This window comes from Cryobacterium sp. M96 (genome assembly GCF_002929845.1).
GTDB lineage: Bacteria > Actinomycetota > Actinomycetes > Actinomycetales > Microbacteriaceae > Cryobacterium > Cryobacterium sandaracinum.
This window is the reverse complement of sequence record NZ_PJJS01000028.1, coordinates 14697-31851: the sequence shown is the minus strand read 5'-3', so window position 1 is coordinate 31851 and position 17155 is coordinate 14697. Positions and strand designations below refer to the sequence as shown.

Genomic DNA, 17155 nt, shown 5'->3' with positions numbered 1-17155 from the left:
CCCCCAACGCCTCCGGAGTGAGCTATGCCAACAATCGTCGTAGAAGTTATGCCCAAGGCCGAGCTGCTCGACCCGCAGGGGAAGGCCGTCGCCGGCGCCCTGGGTCGCCTCGGCAAGACCCGTTTCACCAGCGTTCGCCTGGGCAAGCGGTTTGAACTCACCATCGACGGCCACGTCGACGACGCCGTGCTCGCCGAGGTGCAAGAACTCGCCGACACCGTGCTGTCCAACACGGTGATCGAGGATGTCATCGGCATCCACGTGCTGGAGGCACCCGCCGGAGAGACTCACTGATGCGCATCGGCGTCGTCACGTTCCCCGGTTCGCTCGACGATCGCGACGCCGCGCGCGCGATCCGCCTGGCCGGCGCCGAGCCCGTCGCCCTCTGGCACGGCGAGCACGACCTGCACGGCGTGGACGCGCTCGTACTGCCCGGCGGCTTCAGCTACGGCGACTACCTGCGCTGCGGCGCCATCGCGAGCCTCTCTCCGATCATGGCGGAGGTCATCAGCGCGGCCAACAGCGGCATGCCCGTGCTCGGTGTCTGCAACGGCTTCCAGATGCTGACCGAGGCGCACCTGCTCGAGGGCGGCTTGATCCGCAACGACCACGGCTCGTTCATCTGCCGCGACCAGAAATTGCGCGTCGAGAGCGCCCTCACCGACTGGACCGGTGGTTTCGCGGCCGGCCAGGAGATCACCATCCCGCTCAAAAACGGCGAGGGCGGCTTCATCGCCTCCGCCGACACGCTCGAGCGCCTCGAGGGTGAGGGCCGCGTGGTCGTGCGCTACGTCGGCATGAACCCGAACGGCTCGCTCAACGACATCGCCGGCATCAGCAACATGCGCGGCAACGTCGTCGGCCTGATGCCGCACCCCGAGCACGCGGTCGAGCCGGGCTTCGGCCCCGACACCGTCGACGCCATGCGCAGCGGCACCGACGGGATCACCTTCTTCACCTCCGTGATCGAACGGATGCTCGTCAGCGCGTAACAGCGTCCGCACCATGCGGTTGTCGGCGCGCCGGAGCGCCGGCGCGCTAGCCTGTCAGGGTGACGTCTAACAGCGGTGTGCGTGTGGGTGCCGCTGTCCGAGGGATGCCGCCTGGCTACTTCGCGTTGGTCATGGCCACGGGGATCATCTCGGTCGGGATGCACCTGATCGGCGTCCAGACGCTCAGCTTCATCCTCATGGTCGTGTGTGCCGCGGCCTACCTGATTCTCGTGGCGCTTACCGGGTGGCGGCTCATCGCCTATTCCGCGGCCTTCCTTGCGGACATGCACGATCCCCACCGCGGATTCCAGTTCTTCACTTTCGTCGCCGGCACCAACGTCCTGGCTGCCCGTCTCGCCATCGAGGGCTGGTTCGGCCTGGCGACAGTTCTCCTCGGCGTGTCCGGAATCACCTGGCTGTTGCTCGGCTACGCTCTCCCGTGGTTCGCGGTCCTGGGCCGCAGCGTGCGCCCCGTGCTCAACGCCGCGAACGGGACCTGGTTCATCTGGGTCGTCGCCAGCCAGTCGGTCGCCGTCGTGGCGGCCTCGTTGGAGCCCGTGTCGGGCGATGCCAGGGCACTGCTCGCAGTCCTCGCGATCTTGTCCTGGTCGGTGGGCATCTTCCTCTACGGTGCCGCGGGTGTTTTCGTATCCTTACGGCTGGTGCTCTATGACATCCGGCCTGAGCAGTTGGACCCGCCCTACTGGGTGTCTATGGGCGCGTGCGCGATCACGGTGCTGGCCGGTGCCCGCATCGTCGAAATGGCGGACGCCCCGATGGTGACCGCGACCCGGGGGCTCGTTGCGGGCGTCTCCGTCATGTTCTGGGCGTTCGCCACCTGGCTCATCCCCGTGCTCATCGCGGTGGGGTTCTGGCGTCACGTCACACACCGAGTGCCACTGCGCTACGAAGCGACGCTGTGGAGCATCGCATTTCCCGTCGGGATGTACGCGGTCGCCGGAATCTACCTGGGCCAGGCCGATGACCTTCCACTGGTCGGGCAGATCGGGACCGTCTCACTCTGGGTGGCTCTCGTGGTGTGGTTGGTCATGTTCACCGCGATGGTCCGCCAGCCGCTGCGGGCAGGTGGACTGTTTCGTGGATCCCCTGACCCGCGGCACCTGACCGTTGAGCCCGCAGTCACCGGCCAACCGAGAAAGTGAGAACCGACCCGTGCAGAAAATTTCGATCGAGGCGTTCGCCCGCGAACACCTGAAGGCAGCCGCAGCCGGCACCAGTGGTCGCGCAGCCGGAACGGTCTTCGGCGGCCACGAGAAGGTGATGCGTCAAACCGTCATCGCGCTGCTGGCCGGAATCTCCCTGAGCGAGCATGAGAATCCGGGTGAGGCGACGGTCTACGTCCTCAGCGGGCGCGTGCGGCTAAGAGCCAGCGACGACGTCTGGGAGGGGCGCGCCGGTGATTTCCTGATCGTTCCGGACGCACGGCACAGCCTTGAGGCGGTCGTAGATTCCACGGTCCTGATGACCGTTGCCAAGAAGGGCTAGAACGCCAGATCGAGGACCGCCGCGACAGGCGCGCAGCGGTCCCCCGTGCCGGTGATCAGGCGATGATCGTCCACGGGTTCTCGATCAGTCGGGTCAGCGTTTGCAGGAACTGTGCGGCCACAGCGCCGTCGATGATCCGGTGGTCCGCCGACAGGGTGTAGCGCATCCTGTGCCGGGCAACGATCTCGTCCCCGACCACGACAGCCTCGCGGGCGGTGCCGCCGACGGCCAGGATCGCCCCTTCGGGCGGGTTGATGATCGCGGTGAACTGCTCCACACCGAACATGCCGAGGTTGCTGATGGTGAACGTGCCGCCCGACATCTGACCGGCTGTGAGCTTCTTGGCGTTGGCCAGGGAGACGAGCTGCTTGGCTTCCGTACCGAGCTGGCTGACGGTCTTCTGGTCCGCGTCCTCGATCACGGGAACCACGAGGCCGTTGCCCGAGGCGACAGCCACACCGATGTTGACGCGGTGGTGCACCAGCATCTCGACGCTCGCGTCGTCGATGTAGGACGCGTTGACCTCGGGGTGCTCGCGGAGGGCGAGCGCGCTCGCCCGAATCAGCAGGTCGTTGATGCTCACCTTCGGCCGACCGGCCTGAACGAGTTGCGCGTTCAGCTCGGTGCGCAACTGCACGAGGTTCTCGGCGTCGGCCGCGGCGGTGACGAAGAAGTGCGGAATGGTGCGGGCGCTCTCACCCAGCCGCCGCGCGATGATGCGGCGCATGTTGCTCAGCGGGATCGCCTCGGACGCGCGCTTGTCGAGGGCGTCCGGTGAGGGTGCGGCGGCTGCCGCGCTCGGAGCGACCACGGTCGCGTTAGGGACGGCGGAGTCGGCACCGGGCGCGGTCGCCTGGGCGAGCAGTGCGTCGGTATCCGAGCGGATGATGCGGCCGCCGGGGCCCGTGCCGCGCACCTGGCTCAGGTCGAGATGGTTTTCCCGCGCGAGCTTGCGCACCAACGGTGACGCGAAGAGGCGCTCACCGCGCCCGGCGGCGTTCCCGTCCGCATTGCCATCGATCGGAGGAACTGCCGGTGCGGCCTCGGCCGCCGGCGTAGCCGCCGGTGCGTCGGCAGCGGCGGCCGGCGTCGCCCCCGGCATGACACTCGGCTTGCCGTCGTCCAGCAGTGCGATGGGCTCGCCGATGGAGACCAGCTTCCCCTCTGCCACGAGATGCTCCGAGAGTGTGCCGGCCTCATAGGCTTCGTACTCCATTGTGGCCTTATCGGTCTCGATCTCGACGAGCAGGTCCCCGACCTCGACCCGGTCACCGGGCTGCTTGTGCCAGATCGCGATCGCGCCTTCCTCCATCGTGTCGGAGAGGCGGGGCATTGTGATTTCGATCATGATTTTTCACCCATCGGGTAGCGGCGGCGACCGACGGCGTCGAGGGTCTGACGGATGGCGCCGATGACGTCCTCCGCCGACGGCAACGCGGCCGTCTCCAAAGGTTTTGAGTACGGGAGCGGCACCTCTGCCATCGCGACGCGTCGAACGGGCGCGTCCAGGTAGTCGAAGGCGCCATCGGAAATCGTGGCCGCGATCTCAGCGCCGATTCCATAGGTCAGCCAGTCATCCTCGAGGATGACGGCGGCATGCGTCTTCTTGACGGACTCCACAACCGTTTCGCGGTCCAGTGGACGCAGACTGCGCAGGTCGATGACCTCGATGTCGAGGCCGTCCGATTCCGCGAGCTGCGCCGCGACCTGCGACGCGACGTGGGCCATCCGTGAATAGCCGATCAGAGTGATGTCGCTTCCCTTGCGGGTGACGGCAGCCTTGCCGATTTCGGCCGACACGTCGCCGTCAGGCACCTCGCCCTTGATGTTGTAGAGCGACAGGTTTTCCAGGAACAGCACGGGGTCATCGTCCCGGATCGCCGCGATCAGAAGCGCCTTGGCGTCGGCCGGCGTGCTGGGTGCGACGACCTTCATCCCGGGGACGAAGGCGTAGAAGAGCTCGATGTTCTGCGAGTGGGTCGCACCCAGCTGCTGTCCGCCGCCACCCGGCGTGCGGATGACGAGAGGCACTCGGGCCTGTCCACCGAACATGCCGTAGATCTTGGCGGCGTGGTTCACGATCTGGTCGAGCGCGAGCAGGGAGAAGTTGATGGTCATGATCTCGACCACGGGGCGGAGCCCGAGCATCGCGGCGCCGATGGCGGCACCGGTGAAACCCTCTTCGGCGATCGAGGTGTCCCGCACGCGCTTCTCGCCGAACTCGTCGAGCATGCCCGCGGTGATCTTGTACGCGCCTTCGAAGAGACCGATCTCCTCACCCATCAGGAACACATTCTCGTCACGCAGCATCTCGGAACGCAGCGTGTCGTGCAGTGCCTGGCGATAGGTCATGATGCTCATTGGTTGACTCCGTAGTCGGGGATCGGTGCCGGCTCGAACAGAGGCTGCCCGGGCAACCGATGGGAGTCATTGGCCACGGCTGTGGCGTAGGTGTAGTCGAACAGGGTCGACACATCCGGGAACGGGCTGTTCTCGGCGAACGCCGCCGCCTCGGTTGCCTGAAGGGTTACTTCCTCGTCGATCTTCGCCAGTTCCTGCTCGTCAAGCAGACCGTCCGCGACCAGCTTGGCGGCGAAGGTGTGCACCGGGTCTCGTTCCTTGACCAGGGACATCTCCTCGTCGGAGCGGTACTTGGCCGGGTCGACGACGGAGTGCCCACGCAGTCGTTCCGTCACGACCTCGAGAAGGAAGGGCTTACCGCTGCGAGCCTGAGCAACGGCACGCTGGGCGGCCTCGAACACGGCGACGGGATCGAGCCCATCGACGCGTTCCGACGCCATCCGGTACGCGGATGCGCGCTTGTAGAGGTCCGGCTCAGCCGAAGCCTTGTCGACCGTCGTGGCCATTCCCAACCTGTTGTTGATGATGACGTAGACGATCGGAAGGTTCCAGAGAGACGCGATGTTCAAAGACTCGTGGAATGCTCCGATGTTCGTGGTGCCATCGCCCATCGTGCACAGCACGATCTCGTCGCCGGCGCGGTAGTCGATGGCCAGGGCGGCCCCCGTCGCCAGCGGGATCTGGCCGCCGACGATGCCGTAGCCGCCCAGCATCCGCTTCTCGAAGTCGAACATGTGCATCGAGCCGCCCCACCCCTTGGACACCCCGTCGGATCGGCCGTACAGTTCGGCCATCACCCGGTTGGGGTGGATGCCGCGGGTGATCGCGTAGCCATGCTCGCGGTAGTTGGTGAAGAGGTAGTCGCTCGGGCGCAGCGCGGACATGAGCCCGACGACCGCAGCCTCCTCGCCGAGATTCAGGTGGCAGTAGCCGCCGATCAGCGCTTGCGTGTAGGCCCGTGCGGCTCGCTCTTCGAACCGGCGGATGAGCATCATCTGGCGATAGAACCCGGTCAAGAGTTCCCGGTCGGCCGGGGAGACATCGGGTTTTGCGCCCGGGGTCGGCCGACCCGGGGAGGTGGTTGGTCGGGACTGGGTCGCCACGGATGTACGCGCTCGAGTGGTCATGAAAGAACTCCCTGCTCGGCCTTCGTGAGGTCGGAGATCGAAGAGTCGCATCGAATTTTAATGATACGAATTAGTTTCATTCTACATCCGAGAGTACGTTTGCGTTTAACGTTTTTTTGAAAATCCGAAGGGCCGGACATGGACTCAGCGACCCCAGCGAGCCCGGTTCGCAAGCGCGGCCGACCCACGGAGGCGGGGCGCGTCGAGCGTCGAGGCCAGATCCTCGACGCCGCGTTGCCGGTCTTCCTCGAATATGGCTTCGGCAAGGCGACGGTGGACCGGATTGCCGCCGCGGCCCGCGTCACCAAGCGCACCATTTACACCTACTTCGGTGACAAGGATGGCGTCTTCACCGAGATGCAGCGACGCCTGGCCGCGAACGTCAGTGGCGAGCCTCTCCGCACGGAGACGCTGGAATCACTCGCCGCGCGTATCGTGTACGGGTTGCACTCGGCCCAGATGATCGGACTACACCGCCTCGTGATCGCCGAGTCGCTGCGTTTTCCCGAACTCGCCCGACGGCTGCACGACAACGGCGACATGCGCCACATCGCGCGCCTCGCAGACCACATTCGGGCCGAGCACGGCCAGGCGGCCGCTGCCCATGCCGAGCAGCTCTACGCACTGCTGCTGGGCGAAGACTACCGGCGGCGGCTGCTCGGGCTGCTCGAACCGGTGACCGCCGCCGAGGCCGCGGTCCACGCTCGGTCCGCGCTGGCCGTCATCCAGTTGACGACGGCGAGCCCCCTGTCCGGCGCCGCATCGGCAGCGGGTGCGCCGAGTACGTGATGACGACCCGGTCGTCGATCCTGCCCTGGCGCATCTCGTCGAGGACGTCGGTCAGCTCCTCGAGGCGGCCAGTGGCGACAGCCGGGTGGAGCACTCCACGGTTGTGGAAATCAGGGCTTCGACAAGGTCACGGCGGGTGCCCCCGATCGAACCGCGAATGGTGAGGCCCTTGAGCACGATGTCGAAGATCGGCGCCGACAGCCCACCGCCGTCAGGCAGCGATGGGCCTCAGCTGCAGCCGCTCGTGCTGCCACAGCTTTCGCAGACGTAGCACGAACCGGCCGGACGCATGGCGGTGCCGCACGACATGCACAGCGGCGAATCCAGGCTGAGACCCTGCTGAGCCTCGAGTAGTTCCGCCGAGGAATGCACCGCTCGAGTCGCCCCTGCAGGCGGCTGGGCCGGAGGCAGCACCTGGCTCGGTGGCGCCGTTTCCGTTGCTTCAGAGCCACCCGCATCGAGCTGGGAAACGCGCTCGGCGGTCGTGAAGATCCCCATCGACGAGCGCGTAGCGAACGGCAGGTGATCCAGGGCCAGGCGGCGGAAAATGTAGTCCATCATCGACTGCGCCATCCGGATGTCCGGGTCATCGGTCATCCCCGCCGGTTCGAAGCGCAGATTGGTGAACTTCTCGACGTAGGTCGGCAGCGGCACCCCGTACTGTAGGCCGATCGAGACCGCGATGGAGAATGCGTCCATGACCCCGGACAGAGTAGAACCCTGTTTGCCCAGCCGGAGGAAGATCTCGCCGAGTTCGTCGTTGGGGTACAACCCCGCCGTGAGATGCCCCTCGGCGCCGGCGACGGCGAAGGACGTGGTGATCGACGTGCGGGACTTCGGAAGTCGCCGCCGGATCGGCGACGCGGGCTGCACGACCGGCACGGACGCCGGGGCGGCCTTGCCGTCCGATAGGGGCTGACCGACCTTGCAGTTGTCGCGGTAAATGGCCACCGCCTTGAGCCCGAGCTTCCAGCCCTGGAAGTAGACCTCCTCCACTTCGTCGACCGTTGCGCTCTGCGGGAGGTTGACGGTTTTGGAGATGGCTCCGGAGAGGAACGGCTGAACCGCGGCCATCATGCGCACGTGGCCCATCGGCGCGATGGCCCTCTTCCCCATGGCGCAGTCGAAGATCGCGTAGTGTTCCGGTTCGAGCCCGGGGGCACCGATGACCTGTCCGTGCAGGGCGATGTGTTCGACGATCGCCTCGGCGGCCTCCCGCGGGTACCCCAGGCCGCGCAGCGCTCGGGGCACGGTCTGGTTGACGATCTGCATGGAGCCGCCACCCACCAGCTTCTTGAACTTCACCAGTGAGAAATCCGGTTCGATTCCCGTGGTGTCACAGTCCATCATGAAGCCGATCGTGCCGGTGGGAGCGAGAACACTGGCTTGCGCGTTTCGCCAGCCGGACACCTCCCCCAACATCAGGGCCTGCTTCCAGGCCGCCGACGCGCGATCATGGATCTCGCCGCTCATGCCACCCGAGGTCTGCAGGGCGATGTCGGCTGCCTCGTGCTTGCGCATGACTCTCGTGTGGGCCTCCGCATTGCGCGCGAAGCCCTCGTACGGGCCAACCACCCCGGCCAGTTCGGCCGAACGCCGGTAGGCGGTTCCGGTCATCAGGGAGGTGATCCCGGCGGCCACGGCCCTGCCCGACTCGGAATCGTAGGCGTGACCGGCGGCCATCAGGAGAGCACCGAGGTTGGCGTAGCCGATGCCCAGCTGGCGGAACGCGCGGGTCGTCTCACCGACGGCCGGCGTCGGGAAGTCGGCGAAGCAGATCGAGATGTCCATCGCCGTGGTGATCAGCTCGACCGCCCGAACGAAGGCATCCGTGTCGAACACGTCCTCCCCCGGGACGGCGTCGGCGCGCAGAAACTTGAGCAGATTGAGCGAGGCCAGGTTGCAGGACGAGTTGTCGAGCGACATGTACTCCGAGCAGGGATTCGACGCCGTGATCCGACCCGATTCGGGATTGGTATGCCAGTCGTTGATGGTGTCGTCGTACTGGATTCCCGGGTCGGCGCAGTCCCACGCCGCTTGGGCGAGTTGACGGAACAGGCCCGGTCCGTGCACTGACTCGATCTCGCTTCCGTCCTGCCGGGAGGTGAGGGAGAAGCTGGTGCCGTTTTCCACGGCTCGCATGAACTCGTCACTGACCCGAACGGTGTTGTTGGCGTTCTGGTACTGCACGCTCGCCATGTCCGCACCGCCGAGGTCCATGTCGTAGCCGGCATCCCGCAGAGCACGGATTTTGCCTTCCTCCCTCGACTTGGCCTCGATGAATTCCACGATGTCCGGGTGGTCCACGTCGAGCACCACCATTTTGGCAGCACGCCGGGTCGCCCCGCCGGACTTGATCGTGCCCGCGCTGGCATCGGCGCCGCGCATGAACGAGACGGGCCCACTGGCCGTTCCGCCGGAGGAGAGCAGTTCCTTGGAGGAACGCAGTTGGGACAGGTTCACCCCCGCCCCAGAACCGCCCTTGAAGATCATCCCCTCATCGCGGTACCAGCCGAGAATGGACTCCATTGTGTCCTCGACCGAGAGGATGAAGCAGGCGCTGACCTGCTGCGGCGATGGCGTCCCGACGTTGAACCACACCGGGGAGTTGAACGAGAAGACCTGATGCAGGAGCAGCCAGGTCAGTTCCGCACCGAAGACCTCCGCGTCGCCGTCCCCGGCGAAGTACCCGTTCGCCGACCCGGCAACCACATACCGCGTGACCACCCGGTCGAGCAGCTGCTTGAGGCTGGACTCCCGCTCGGGCGACCCGATGGCCCCGCGAAAGTACTTGGTGCTCACAATGGTGGAGGCGTTCGCCGACCAGGTGTCCGGGAACTCGACACCCTTCTGCTCGAAGACGGTTTCGCCATTCTTCCAGTTCGTCTGCACGACATCGCGAAGCTCCCAGACCACCTCGTCGTACGGGTGGACCCCGGGCGTGCTGAAGTGGCGCTCGATGGCCAGTCCGGCACTATGCGCACCCTGATCGCTTCCGTCAGACCCGGCTTCGGCGTTCTGATTCCTGCTACTCACGTTCGCTCCCCACTCTCGACACCCGAATGCCGAATTACTACCAGTGGGCGTCAACTCCTCAGTGAACCACTACATGTAGTGATTGTATTTTTCTGCTTCGGCTCGGGCGTGTCCTCGACGGGCAGTGCTGCAGAAAAAAGCCCGCCTGGCGGTGCGGAGCAGGGCTGCACGCACAGGCCGGCCGATCAGTGCCGCGCCGTCGGCCAGGACGACGGCCCGCATCAGATCCCCACCAAAAAACGTTGCGCTGCTGAAGGGGAAAATCTGAGCGCCGCGGCGCAACCACGTCGATAGAGGGGTGGTGTTCCGTGCGGTGTGCAGCATCCCGACGGTGGCCGGGCACCCGCGCACCGACGGCAGACAGCCGCACCGGCACGCGAATGCATGAAACGATGGATTTGTCCGGTACCGGCCCAGCTTCGTCAACCTAGTCCGGCGATCAACGGGAGGCCACGAAATGGCAAGAATCTACACCAGAACCGGCGACGCCGGCAGCACCGGGATGCTTCATGGCGGCAGGGTCTCCAAGGGTGATGAACTCATGGACGCGGTCGGCGACATCGACGAAGCGGTGTCTGCCCTCGGTCTGGCGCGAGCGGGATGCGCCGAGCCCGAGCATGCCGCGATCCTGTTCCGCGTGCAGCGCGATTTGTTCGTCGTCGCAGCTGATCTGGTCGTGAACCCAGCTCACCGCGACCGCCTCGTCCCGCGCATATCGCTGGTCGTTCCGGACATGGTCACTGAGCTGGAGGGAATCATCGACGGGCTGGTGACCGCCCGGCCGCTGCGGCCGGTTTTCCTCATCCCCGGGTCGACGCCCACCGAGGCCGCCATCGATCTGGCCAGAACGGTGGTGCGGCGGGCCGAGCGGCACACGGTGCGGGCCGGTGTGGTCGGGCATCCGGTCAGCGACGACGCGCGGCACTACCTCAACCGGCTCTCCGACCTGCTCTACGTGCTTGCCCGGCACTCGGCGGGCCCCGAAACAGAGCCTGCCAGCCACGACTGAGGACGACTCAAAATTGAATTCTCTCCCTCGCCGGTTCCTCCTCCGCTTAGCCTCAATACCGTTCAGTTAAGCGGTTGAGTGGTGATTTCTGGCTCGTGGAGGGGTAGTACACGGTCGCGAGTTCTATCGCGGAGGCCTCGGCCGGATCAAGGATCGTGGTCAGCAGCCGGTCGGCGTCAGGGTTGTCACGTCCGTCGTCGATCGTGTAGTCCACGACCCGCACGGTCAATGGTGGTGTCGATTTCCGCCCCGGGCCCGAGGTCGGGATGATCGTCGCCAGCCAGGACCCGTCAGCGAGGGTCTCCTGATGCCGAGGGCGGAGGTTCGTCTTGACCCACCAGAGCAGGTCAGCGCCCGTCGCTGCCGCTTGAGCCCACAACCGGAAGCCGGAGAAGCCGCGGTCGGCGAGGACCACCATGCCCGGTTCAAAGCGTCCTGCCAGCTCTCGGGAGAGTTCAATTTCCGACGTCGTGCACGGGCCCATCACCGCGTCCAGAATGGCATGCGTTCCGCACTCAGCCAGGGCCACCAGGCGTGCTTGCGGGAAAGCAGATTGTTCGCCCCGGCTGAGCGGCCCCCGGGGGCGAGCAGGCGGTACTCGATCTAGCCGCAGTGCTGCTCGTCACTCCGCTGCCGCGCACCCGTGCGCTCTGGGCAGCCACTCTTGTCACCGGAGTAGCGCGGCACCAAGCCGCGTTGATCGTCGTCTTTCACCACGTGCTCGCCGACGGCGTGGCCGGCCTGGTCGTGCTGGGCGGGCTCGTAAACCAGTCGGACGCTACCGGGACGCCCAGGGCCGTGGGCCCGAAGACGCGTGAATCCGATTTCCCGCGGCCGCAAGCCTCCATTCGCCAGCTCGCCATCGACGCCTGGACCCGCCGGCTAGGTTCACTGCGAGCTCTCCCCGCTCTGCTGCGCCGCCTCCGCGATGCGGCCCGGGAATTGCGGTCGGTGCGGTGGACGCGCCTGAGGCCAACGTCGCTCAACCGGCCGACCGGCCCGCGACGAAGCCTCGCTACGGTCACGGTGACGCTAGACGGGATCCGCAACGCCGGTCACGCCCAGAAAGCCACGGTCAACGACGTCGTGCTCACCGCGATCGGTGGCGCACTGCCGAACTCTCCTGCCACTGGCCAAGGCCCTGCACGAAGGTTCTACTGAGGCAATTTGGGAAAGTCGCGTCGGGGCCGCTGCCGGGTAACGTTCCGACGAGACCGCCCAGGATGCGCCGGCCGATCGCGACGAGTCGCCCGAGTCCCCGCAATAAATTCCTTGGCCGGCATCCAGCCCTAGAAGTCGGGCACGTCGGGCAGAAACTACTGCGGGCGCGGGCTGTGCCATCCACCAATAACGTTGTTCCCGACGATCTGCACGACGCCAATGGTCGGCCGTGCGAGTCCGGTCAGTATCTAATGGGATTCAATCCTCGCAGAACCCTCAGCGGATATGGAGCGAGGGAGAGCTCCATCGACCGAGTCTCTGTTGCGCGCGGTTAGCCTCCGCGCAACAATGCCCCTCGAACGGCTTATCCGACTAGTTCCACGCCTGGTCTCGGAAATCGCGGATACCGTGCTCGCTCCGGCTCTTCAGCGTCAGCGTGAGCAGATGAATCAGATCGCGAAACCCCCGCTACCGGCGTCGAGTACTTGAACACTCGGTCCGTCCAGCCTTCTAGGCTCATCCGGCAACGAACGCGCCAGCCATCAGGTCAATTTCGCTTTCCGGGATATTGAGTCGGCGGGCTTCCACGACCCACCCGGAGACAGCGGCCTTGACTTCTGATAGCAATGCGACGGCGTCTTTCACACGGAAGTACCGAGCCACGTCTAGGAGGGCGGCGGTGTCCGCGAAAAAGGTGTCGTAGTCGATGGACGTGGACAACTCCTTGGGTCCCGCCGCCGGGTTGGGGTTGAGGTCGAACGCGGGAGACAAATCCCAGCTGCGTGTGGTGTCCGACCGGAGGAACCCGTGGTTTCTGAGATGGTCGTCGGTGTTAGAGATCAGGATTGAGAACGCGATCCGGCGCCACAGCTCGCGAAGGTCACGCGTCGCAGATGAGGATGACTGCTCAATGACCTCGGCGATTTCCAAGTAGCTGCGGTGCTCGCCGTCAACTGCTTCGAGCATCGTCATAGCGCTCACATATCCGATGCGACTATCCCCGACTCTGTCGAACCTGTTGAGCAGCAGCACGTTCCGGCCTGCGACACTCATCAATTCAGTGCGCGGCGTTCGAATGCCTGCCCGGCTGGCCAGCGTCAGAGCAAGCTGCTCCCACGCCATGACGTCCCATTCGTCGGAGGCAACACGGGGGAACTTCGCAATGAGCAATGCACCCCGGCCGTTGACAACGGAAGCTTTGGGCCGGGCACCACCGATAGAGCTTCCCGCACGCAGGAGTAGCCGCAACGATTCGTCATCGGGATGGTCGCTCTCAACAGATTCAACAGCGTGGAGAAGTCTCGGCAGGCCGACCAGGTGCGGCACGCTTGCAGCCGCCGGCCCCAGCCAATCAGTGGTCCCCGGACGACGGAACCGGAAGGCACCCTGACGAAGGTCGTCGCGAACACCGAGCGTGTAATCAAGTTCGCCGAAACTGCGTGCAGCTCCACCGCCTTGTGCGGCACGGTGGTGTTCGGATCTTTCGATGAGTTTGCGTCCCCAGCGGTCGGGAGCGCAGTCCGTGAACGCCCCGAAAAGGCGACGCCCGTCCGCAGTGTTGAAAGACCCGGATGAGAGGGGTAGTCCCGGATCGAGCGAGTACGCGTCTGGTCTGGCCAGATAATCGATGTCGTAGGTGAAAGTGGCGCTCTCGGAGTTGCGTCGACGATGCGCGTAGACCGTGCCCGCGCGGACGTCGACACCGTCTATTTGCACCCAGACTTCCGCGTCAGACATCGGCCTGTTTCTTCGGCCGGCTCTGACGCACACGCTGCGGGAGAACTTCCTCGGAGCGAAGCCGGCCGATGTCGCTGCGATAAGGGTCGGCGCTCTCAACGACCGTGTCCATGATTCCAAGTGCCCGGAAGACACGCAGCGCGGTCTCGAGGCTGACGCCTCCCTGCCCTGATTCCAGCTTGTGGAGGGTTGCCCGGCTCATGCCCGCGCGGTCCGCGACCTGCGCAGCAGTCAACCCGAGAAGTTTCCGCCACGTCTGAATGTCTGTGCCAAGTTCACGGAGAGCACGCCGGACGGGGATGGGGGTTAATCGCTTCTCAACCATTGACTCTCCTCCTTAACGTCTATTATTTTATACACTAACGTTTATAAAGCATTTGATACTTCGCCTTAAATTGGTTTCCCGTCTGCGGCGGATCGCAGCGCACCGGACGAGTGTGCCGCGTGTCGGGCGTGTGGCGGGCAGACTCCGGTGCCTTTACGGGCGGAGAGGTTCACGCGTGCCCACATTTGGCAGGAATGTCGGGTGCGGCCCAAGCTCACACGACTCACAAATCGCACCAGACTCACAAGACTCACGAGGGACTGCCTCGAGTTCAGTTGACTCCAGGGGTGAGTGGTTTCAGGCGGCCGCGCGAGCCGGGCGAATGGCCCCTTCGATCTCCGCGCAGGCGCCTGAAGTCTGGCATCGGCGAAGAGTTTCTTCATCCCGCCGTGGCGGAGCAGAGCCATGTCATCGATCGAGTCCGCGCCGGCGAGCATCCCCGCGACCAACGCGGTGACTTTCAACCCTGCGTTCGCCCCGAGGTACCCCGGCAACGTCAATCACCGGCTGGCAAGCTCGCCCAGGCCCGTGGAGGCGGCCAACATCATCGCAGGGACGAGTCCGGCGGCCGACACGAGATTGGTGTCATCGAGGGACGCTGACAAGGCCGTGGGCCTATGGAAAAATTGCATCTACGAGATGCCTTTCGTGTCAGTCGAAATGAACCCTGAGTGAGTTCTATTTTTCCTGATCTGGAAGGCATTCTCTGTTTAACGCGCCGTCAACTCCCCAGCCTCACCGGTGGATTGAGGCTTAGGACACCGTGACCAACACCGGGGGGACCGGCAGGCGAGGTGACGGCGTGCGTCGAGCACCCCAGGTTCGCCGCCATCCGGCACGGTCGGGACCGGATGCCGCCGACAGGCCCCCCGGTGGAACAGTGCGTGCTCGGGTGGTCGGCCGTGCACTGACGTCGGTGAACTCCGGGACCGCAATTTCGTGGTCGATGACCGCACCGTCGGCGATGAAAGCCCCACGGCCGATGTCCGTGTTGCTGGCCAGGCGCGCCTCGTTTCCGACAATCGCATCGGCCCCGACATGCACGTTCGCGCCGACGAAGACCCGCGCGCCGATGATCGCCCCGTGGTCGATCCAGCTCCCCTGCCCGATCCACGATTCAGGCCCGACCTGGGCGTCACTTTCCACATACGTTGCGCTCGACACGTAGGCGCTCGGGTTCACCTGGGCACCGGGCGACACCAGTCCACGCCCGTTCTCGTGACGCCGGTACTTCGTCACCTGGCCCTTCTCGAGTTCCACTTCCACACTCATTCTTGCCACTAGCAGTCTCCTCGATCTCATCGTGTGATTTATTAAAAGGATAACTCTGCTTTTAATAACCTGTCCAGGAAAGTTGCCCGGCGATCACGGCGCGGGCGCCGCAGCGGCCCGCCCGAATCATCCGTCGATGTCGCCCGGGCTAGACGGCGCTGGACGGCTCCCACAGGTTGATGCCCATGTCGACGGCGTGCTCGTCGATCGCCGTGATCTCGGCGTCGGTGAACGCGAGGTTGTCGATCGCGGCGATGTTCGTCTCCAACTGCTTCACCGAGGAGGCGCCGACGAGCGCCGTGGTGACGGTTTCGCGTCGCAGCACCCACGACAGGGCGAGCTGGGCGAGCGACTGACCGCGGGCATCCGCGATCTCGGTCAGGGCACGGATGCGCCCCACCGTCTGGTCGTTCACCATGTCGCGGCTCATCGAGCCGGCCTGCGAGGCTCGAGACCCCTCGGGCACCCCGTTCAGGTAGCGGTCGGTGAGCAGCCCCTGCGCCAGCGGGGAGAAGGCGATGCAGCCGACGCCGAGATCGTCCAGGGTGTCGAGCAGTCCGTCTTCGACCCAGCGGTTGAACATCGAGTACGAGGGCTGGTGGATCAGCAGCGGCGTGCCCATCTCGGCCAGGATCGCGGCGGCCTGCCGGGTGCGCTCGGGCGAGTACGAGGAGATGCCGGCGTACAGCGCCCGACCGCTCGTGACGGCCGTGTGCAGCGCACCCATCGTCTCCTCGAGCGGGGTATCCGGGTCGGCCCGATGGGAGTAGAAGATGTCGACGTAGTCGAGGCCCATGCGGCCGAGGGACTGGTCGAGGCTCGAGAGCAGGTACTTGCGGGAACCCCACGAGCCGTACGGGCCCGACCACATGCCGTAGCCGGCCTTGGTCGAGATGACCAGCTCGTCGCGGTGCGGGGCTAAATCCTGCGCGAGGTGCACGCCGAAGTTGCTCTCGGAGCTGCCCTTGGGCGGGCCGTAGTTGTTGGCCAGGTCGAAGTGGGTGACGCCCAGGTCGAAGGCGCGGCGCAGAATGGCGCGCTGCGTCTCCATCGGTGCGGTGCCGCCGAAATTCTGCCAGAGGCCCAGCGAGATCGCGGGTAGTTTGAGGCCGCTGCGCCCGGTGCGGCGGTAGGGCATGGAGTCGTAGCGGGTGTCCGCGGGAAGGTACGTCATCCCTTCAGACTCGCACAGTCGGCTGGGTAGCCCTCTGCCCCACTGATCCGCCGTGTCATCCGTTCGGCCGATGCGCGGCTCCCCCGCAACCCTGCGAAGATCGAAGCTCCCCCTTCTTTCGTCCCGTTCCCCACCCCCTGGAGTGTTCCCCCGTGTCTCCCCGCCTCTTCTACCGCACCATCGCCATCGCTGAGGCGGTGACCTGGACCCTCCTGATCGGCGGCATGCTGCTGAAATACGTGGCGGATGCCGGCGGCACCCCGGTGCGGATCGCCGGCTCCCTGCACGGGTTCGTCTTCATCAGTTACGCCCTGACCGCCGTGCTGGTGGGCCTGAACCAGCGCTGGCCGGTCCGGCTGATGGTGCTCGCCGTCGCCACGGCGATCGTGCCCTACGCAACGGTGCCGTTCGACATCCGTCTCGACCGCAGCGGCCGGCTCGACGGCGACTGGCGCCGCGTCGCCACCGACGACCCGCGCGACCACTCCTGGGTGGGCACGCTGCTGCGCTGGATGCTGAACCGTCCGGTGATCCTGATCAGCAGTTTCGCCGTGGCCGCGGTGGCGATCATGACGGTGATGCTGTCGCTGGGTCCTCCCGGCGGGCGCAGCTAGCGGGCGGCCAGGCCGCTGCCAGGCTTTAGCCGGGCGGCCTCGGAACCGGTGC

Annotated in this window: 16 protein-coding genes and 3 pseudogenes; 8 read left to right on the top strand and 11 right to left on the bottom strand. The window is 65.6% G+C overall.

Going from position 1 to position 17155, the window contains the following annotated elements; genetic code table 11:
- The first annotated feature begins 24 nt into the window (after positions 1 to 24).
- From purS to CXY79_RS01765, 4 genes are read left to right on the top strand one after another with little or no spacing between them, the layout of a single operon-like run.
- Positions 25 to 294 carry a phosphoribosylformylglycinamidine synthase subunit PurS gene (gene purS, locus CXY79_RS01780; protein ID WP_104099452.1) on the top strand — a complete coding sequence of 90 codons (270 nt, stop codon included), beginning with the start codon at positions 25 to 27 and terminating at the stop codon, positions 292 to 294.
- Positions 294 to 992 (top strand): phosphoribosylformylglycinamidine synthase subunit PurQ, encoded by a 699-nt coding sequence (gene purQ / locus CXY79_RS01775; RefSeq protein WP_104099451.1) that lies wholly within the window; start codon positions 294 to 296, stop codon positions 990 to 992. The genes purS and purQ overlap by 1 nt, the downstream gene beginning before the upstream one ends.
- Positions 993 to 1051: 59 nt before the next feature.
- Positions 1052 to 2155, top strand: coding sequence for a tellurite resistance/C4-dicarboxylate transporter family protein (locus tag CXY79_RS01770; protein WP_104099450.1), 1104 nt, complete (start codon positions 1052 to 1054; stop codon positions 2153 to 2155).
- A gap of 10 nt (positions 2156 to 2165) precedes the next feature.
- Complete coding sequence (locus CXY79_RS01765; RefSeq protein ID WP_104099449.1) at positions 2166 to 2498, top strand: cupin domain-containing protein; 333 nt, start codon at positions 2166 to 2168, stop codon at positions 2496 to 2498.
- Positions 2499 to 2553: 55 nt separating this feature from the next.
- On the opposite strand, the gene CXY79_RS01760 is transcribed toward CXY79_RS01765, so the two are convergent.
- Genes CXY79_RS01760 through pdhA form a run of 3 tightly spaced genes read right to left on the bottom strand, consistent with a single transcriptional unit; the run spans position 2554 to position 5986 of the window.
- Positions 2554 to 3846 (bottom strand): dihydrolipoamide acetyltransferase family protein, encoded by a 1293-nt coding sequence (locus tag CXY79_RS01760; RefSeq protein WP_104099448.1) that lies wholly within the window; start codon positions 3844 to 3846, stop codon positions 2554 to 2556.
- Positions 3843 to 4859, bottom strand: coding sequence for an alpha-ketoacid dehydrogenase subunit beta (locus tag CXY79_RS01755; RefSeq protein WP_104099447.1), 1017 nt, complete (start codon positions 4857 to 4859; stop codon positions 3843 to 3845). Before CXY79_RS01755 ends, CXY79_RS01760 begins: the two co-directional genes overlap by 4 nt.
- Positions 4856 to 5986, bottom strand: coding sequence for a pyruvate dehydrogenase (acetyl-transferring) E1 component subunit alpha (gene pdhA / locus CXY79_RS01750; RefSeq protein ID WP_104099446.1), 1131 nt, complete (start codon positions 5984 to 5986; stop codon positions 4856 to 4858). Before pdhA ends, CXY79_RS01755 begins: the two co-directional genes overlap by 4 nt.
- Before the next feature lie 138 nt (positions 5987 to 6124).
- Between pdhA and CXY79_RS01745 the strand changes: the two genes are divergently transcribed.
- Positions 6125 to 6775 carry a TetR/AcrR family transcriptional regulator gene (locus CXY79_RS01745; protein WP_104099445.1) on the top strand — a complete coding sequence of 217 codons (651 nt, stop codon included), beginning with the start codon at positions 6125 to 6127 and terminating at the stop codon, positions 6773 to 6775.
- Here CXY79_RS01745 and CXY79_RS16300 read toward each other — a convergent pair.
- A pseudogene (locus tag CXY79_RS16300) lies at positions 6708 to 6982 on the bottom strand (hypothetical protein); the annotation flags it as partial. The gene CXY79_RS01745 and the pseudogene CXY79_RS16300 overlap by 68 nt on opposite strands.
- A 21-nt stretch (positions 6983 to 7003) precedes the next feature.
- Positions 7004 to 9811: a vitamin B12-dependent ribonucleotide reductase gene (locus tag CXY79_RS01735; protein WP_104099444.1), complete on the bottom strand. Its 2808-nt coding sequence runs from the start codon at positions 9809 to 9811 to the stop codon at positions 7004 to 7006.
- Positions 9812 to 10268: 457 nt separating this feature from the next.
- Here CXY79_RS01735 and CXY79_RS01730 point away from each other — a divergent pair, with 457 nt between their 5' ends.
- Entirely contained in the window at positions 10269 to 10820 is a 552-nt protein-coding gene (locus tag CXY79_RS01730; protein WP_104099443.1) for a cob(I)yrinic acid a,c-diamide adenosyltransferase, read from the top strand.
- A gap of 52 nt (positions 10821 to 10872) precedes the next feature.
- On the opposite strand, the gene CXY79_RS01725 is transcribed toward CXY79_RS01730, so the two are convergent.
- Complete coding sequence (locus CXY79_RS01725) at positions 10873 to 11238, bottom strand: hypothetical protein (RefSeq protein WP_104099442.1); 366 nt, start codon at positions 11236 to 11238, stop codon at positions 10873 to 10875.
- Between the two features lie 167 nt (positions 11239 to 11405).
- Between CXY79_RS01725 and CXY79_RS01720 the strand changes: the two are divergent.
- Positions 11406 to 11981 (top strand): annotated as a pseudogene (locus tag CXY79_RS01720) (wax ester/triacylglycerol synthase domain-containing protein); the annotation flags it as partial.
- Positions 11982 to 12497: 516 nt separating this feature from the next.
- Here the strand turns inward: CXY79_RS01720 and CXY79_RS01715 are convergent.
- From CXY79_RS01715 to mgrA, 5 genes and pseudogenes are all read right to left on the bottom strand, one after another.
- Entirely contained in the window at positions 12498 to 13718 is a 1221-nt protein-coding gene (locus CXY79_RS01715; protein WP_104099440.1) for a type II toxin-antitoxin system HipA family toxin, read from the bottom strand.
- Entirely contained in the window at positions 13711 to 14043 is a 333-nt protein-coding gene (locus tag CXY79_RS01710; protein ID WP_104099439.1) for a helix-turn-helix domain-containing protein, read from the bottom strand. Before CXY79_RS01710 ends, CXY79_RS01715 begins: the two co-directional genes overlap by 8 nt.
- A 359-nt stretch (positions 14044 to 14402) precedes the next feature.
- Positions 14403 to 14675: pseudogene (locus CXY79_RS01705) on the bottom strand (IS1380 family transposase); the annotation flags it as partial.
- Between the two features lie 121 nt (positions 14676 to 14796).
- Positions 14797 to 15315, bottom strand: coding sequence for a hypothetical protein (locus CXY79_RS01700; protein WP_233191140.1), 519 nt, complete (start codon positions 15313 to 15315; stop codon positions 14797 to 14799).
- Positions 15316 to 15463: 148 nt separating this feature from the next.
- Positions 15464 to 16489, bottom strand: coding sequence for an L-glyceraldehyde 3-phosphate reductase (mgrA, locus tag CXY79_RS01695; protein WP_104099437.1), 1026 nt, complete (start codon positions 16487 to 16489; stop codon positions 15464 to 15466).
- A 152-nt stretch (positions 16490 to 16641) separates the two neighbouring features.
- Here mgrA and CXY79_RS01690 point away from each other — a divergent pair, with 152 nt between their 5' ends.
- Entirely contained in the window at positions 16642 to 17103 is a 462-nt protein-coding gene (locus CXY79_RS01690; protein WP_104099436.1) for a DUF3817 domain-containing protein, read from the top strand.
- Positions 17104 to 17155 lie beyond the last annotated feature (52 nt).

Coding starts and splice junctions, on each gene's coding strand:
- purS (WP_104099452.1), top strand. CDS start 25: ATGCCAACAATCGTCGTAGAAGTTATGCCCAAGGCCGAGCTGCTCGAC.
- purQ (WP_104099451.1), top strand. CDS start 294: ATGCGCATCGGCGTCGTCACGTTCCCCGGTTCGCTCGACGATCGCGAC.
- CXY79_RS01760 (WP_104099448.1), bottom strand. CDS start 3,846: ATGATCGAAATCACAATGCCCCGCCTCTCCGACACGATGGAGGAAGGC.
- CXY79_RS01755 (WP_104099447.1), bottom strand. CDS start 4,859: ATGAGCATCATGACCTATCGCCAGGCACTGCACGACACGCTGCGTTCC.
- pdhA (WP_104099446.1), bottom strand. CDS start 5,986: ATGACCACTCGAGCGCGTACATCCGTGGCGACCCAGTCCCGACCAACC.
- CXY79_RS01745 (WP_104099445.1), top strand. CDS start 6,125: ATGGACTCAGCGACCCCAGCGAGCCCGGTTCGCAAGCGCGGCCGACCC.
- CXY79_RS01730 (WP_104099443.1), top strand. CDS start 10,269: ATGGCAAGAATCTACACCAGAACCGGCGACGCCGGCAGCACCGGGATG.
- CXY79_RS01725 (WP_104099442.1), bottom strand. CDS start 11,238: ATGGTGGTCCTCGCCGACCGCGGCTTCTCCGGCTTCCGGTTGTGGGCT.
- CXY79_RS01715 (WP_104099440.1), bottom strand. CDS start 13,718: ATGTCTGACGCGGAAGTCTGGGTGCAAATAGACGGTGTCGACGTCCGC.
- CXY79_RS01710 (WP_104099439.1), bottom strand. CDS start 14,043: ATGGTTGAGAAGCGATTAACCCCCATCCCCGTCCGGCGTGCTCTCCGT.
- CXY79_RS01700 (WP_233191140.1), bottom strand. CDS start 15,315: ATGAGTGTGGAAGTGGAACTCGAGAAGGGCCAGGTGACGAAGTACCGG.
- mgrA (WP_104099437.1), bottom strand. CDS start 16,489: ATGACGTACCTTCCCGCGGACACCCGCTACGACTCCATGCCCTACCGC.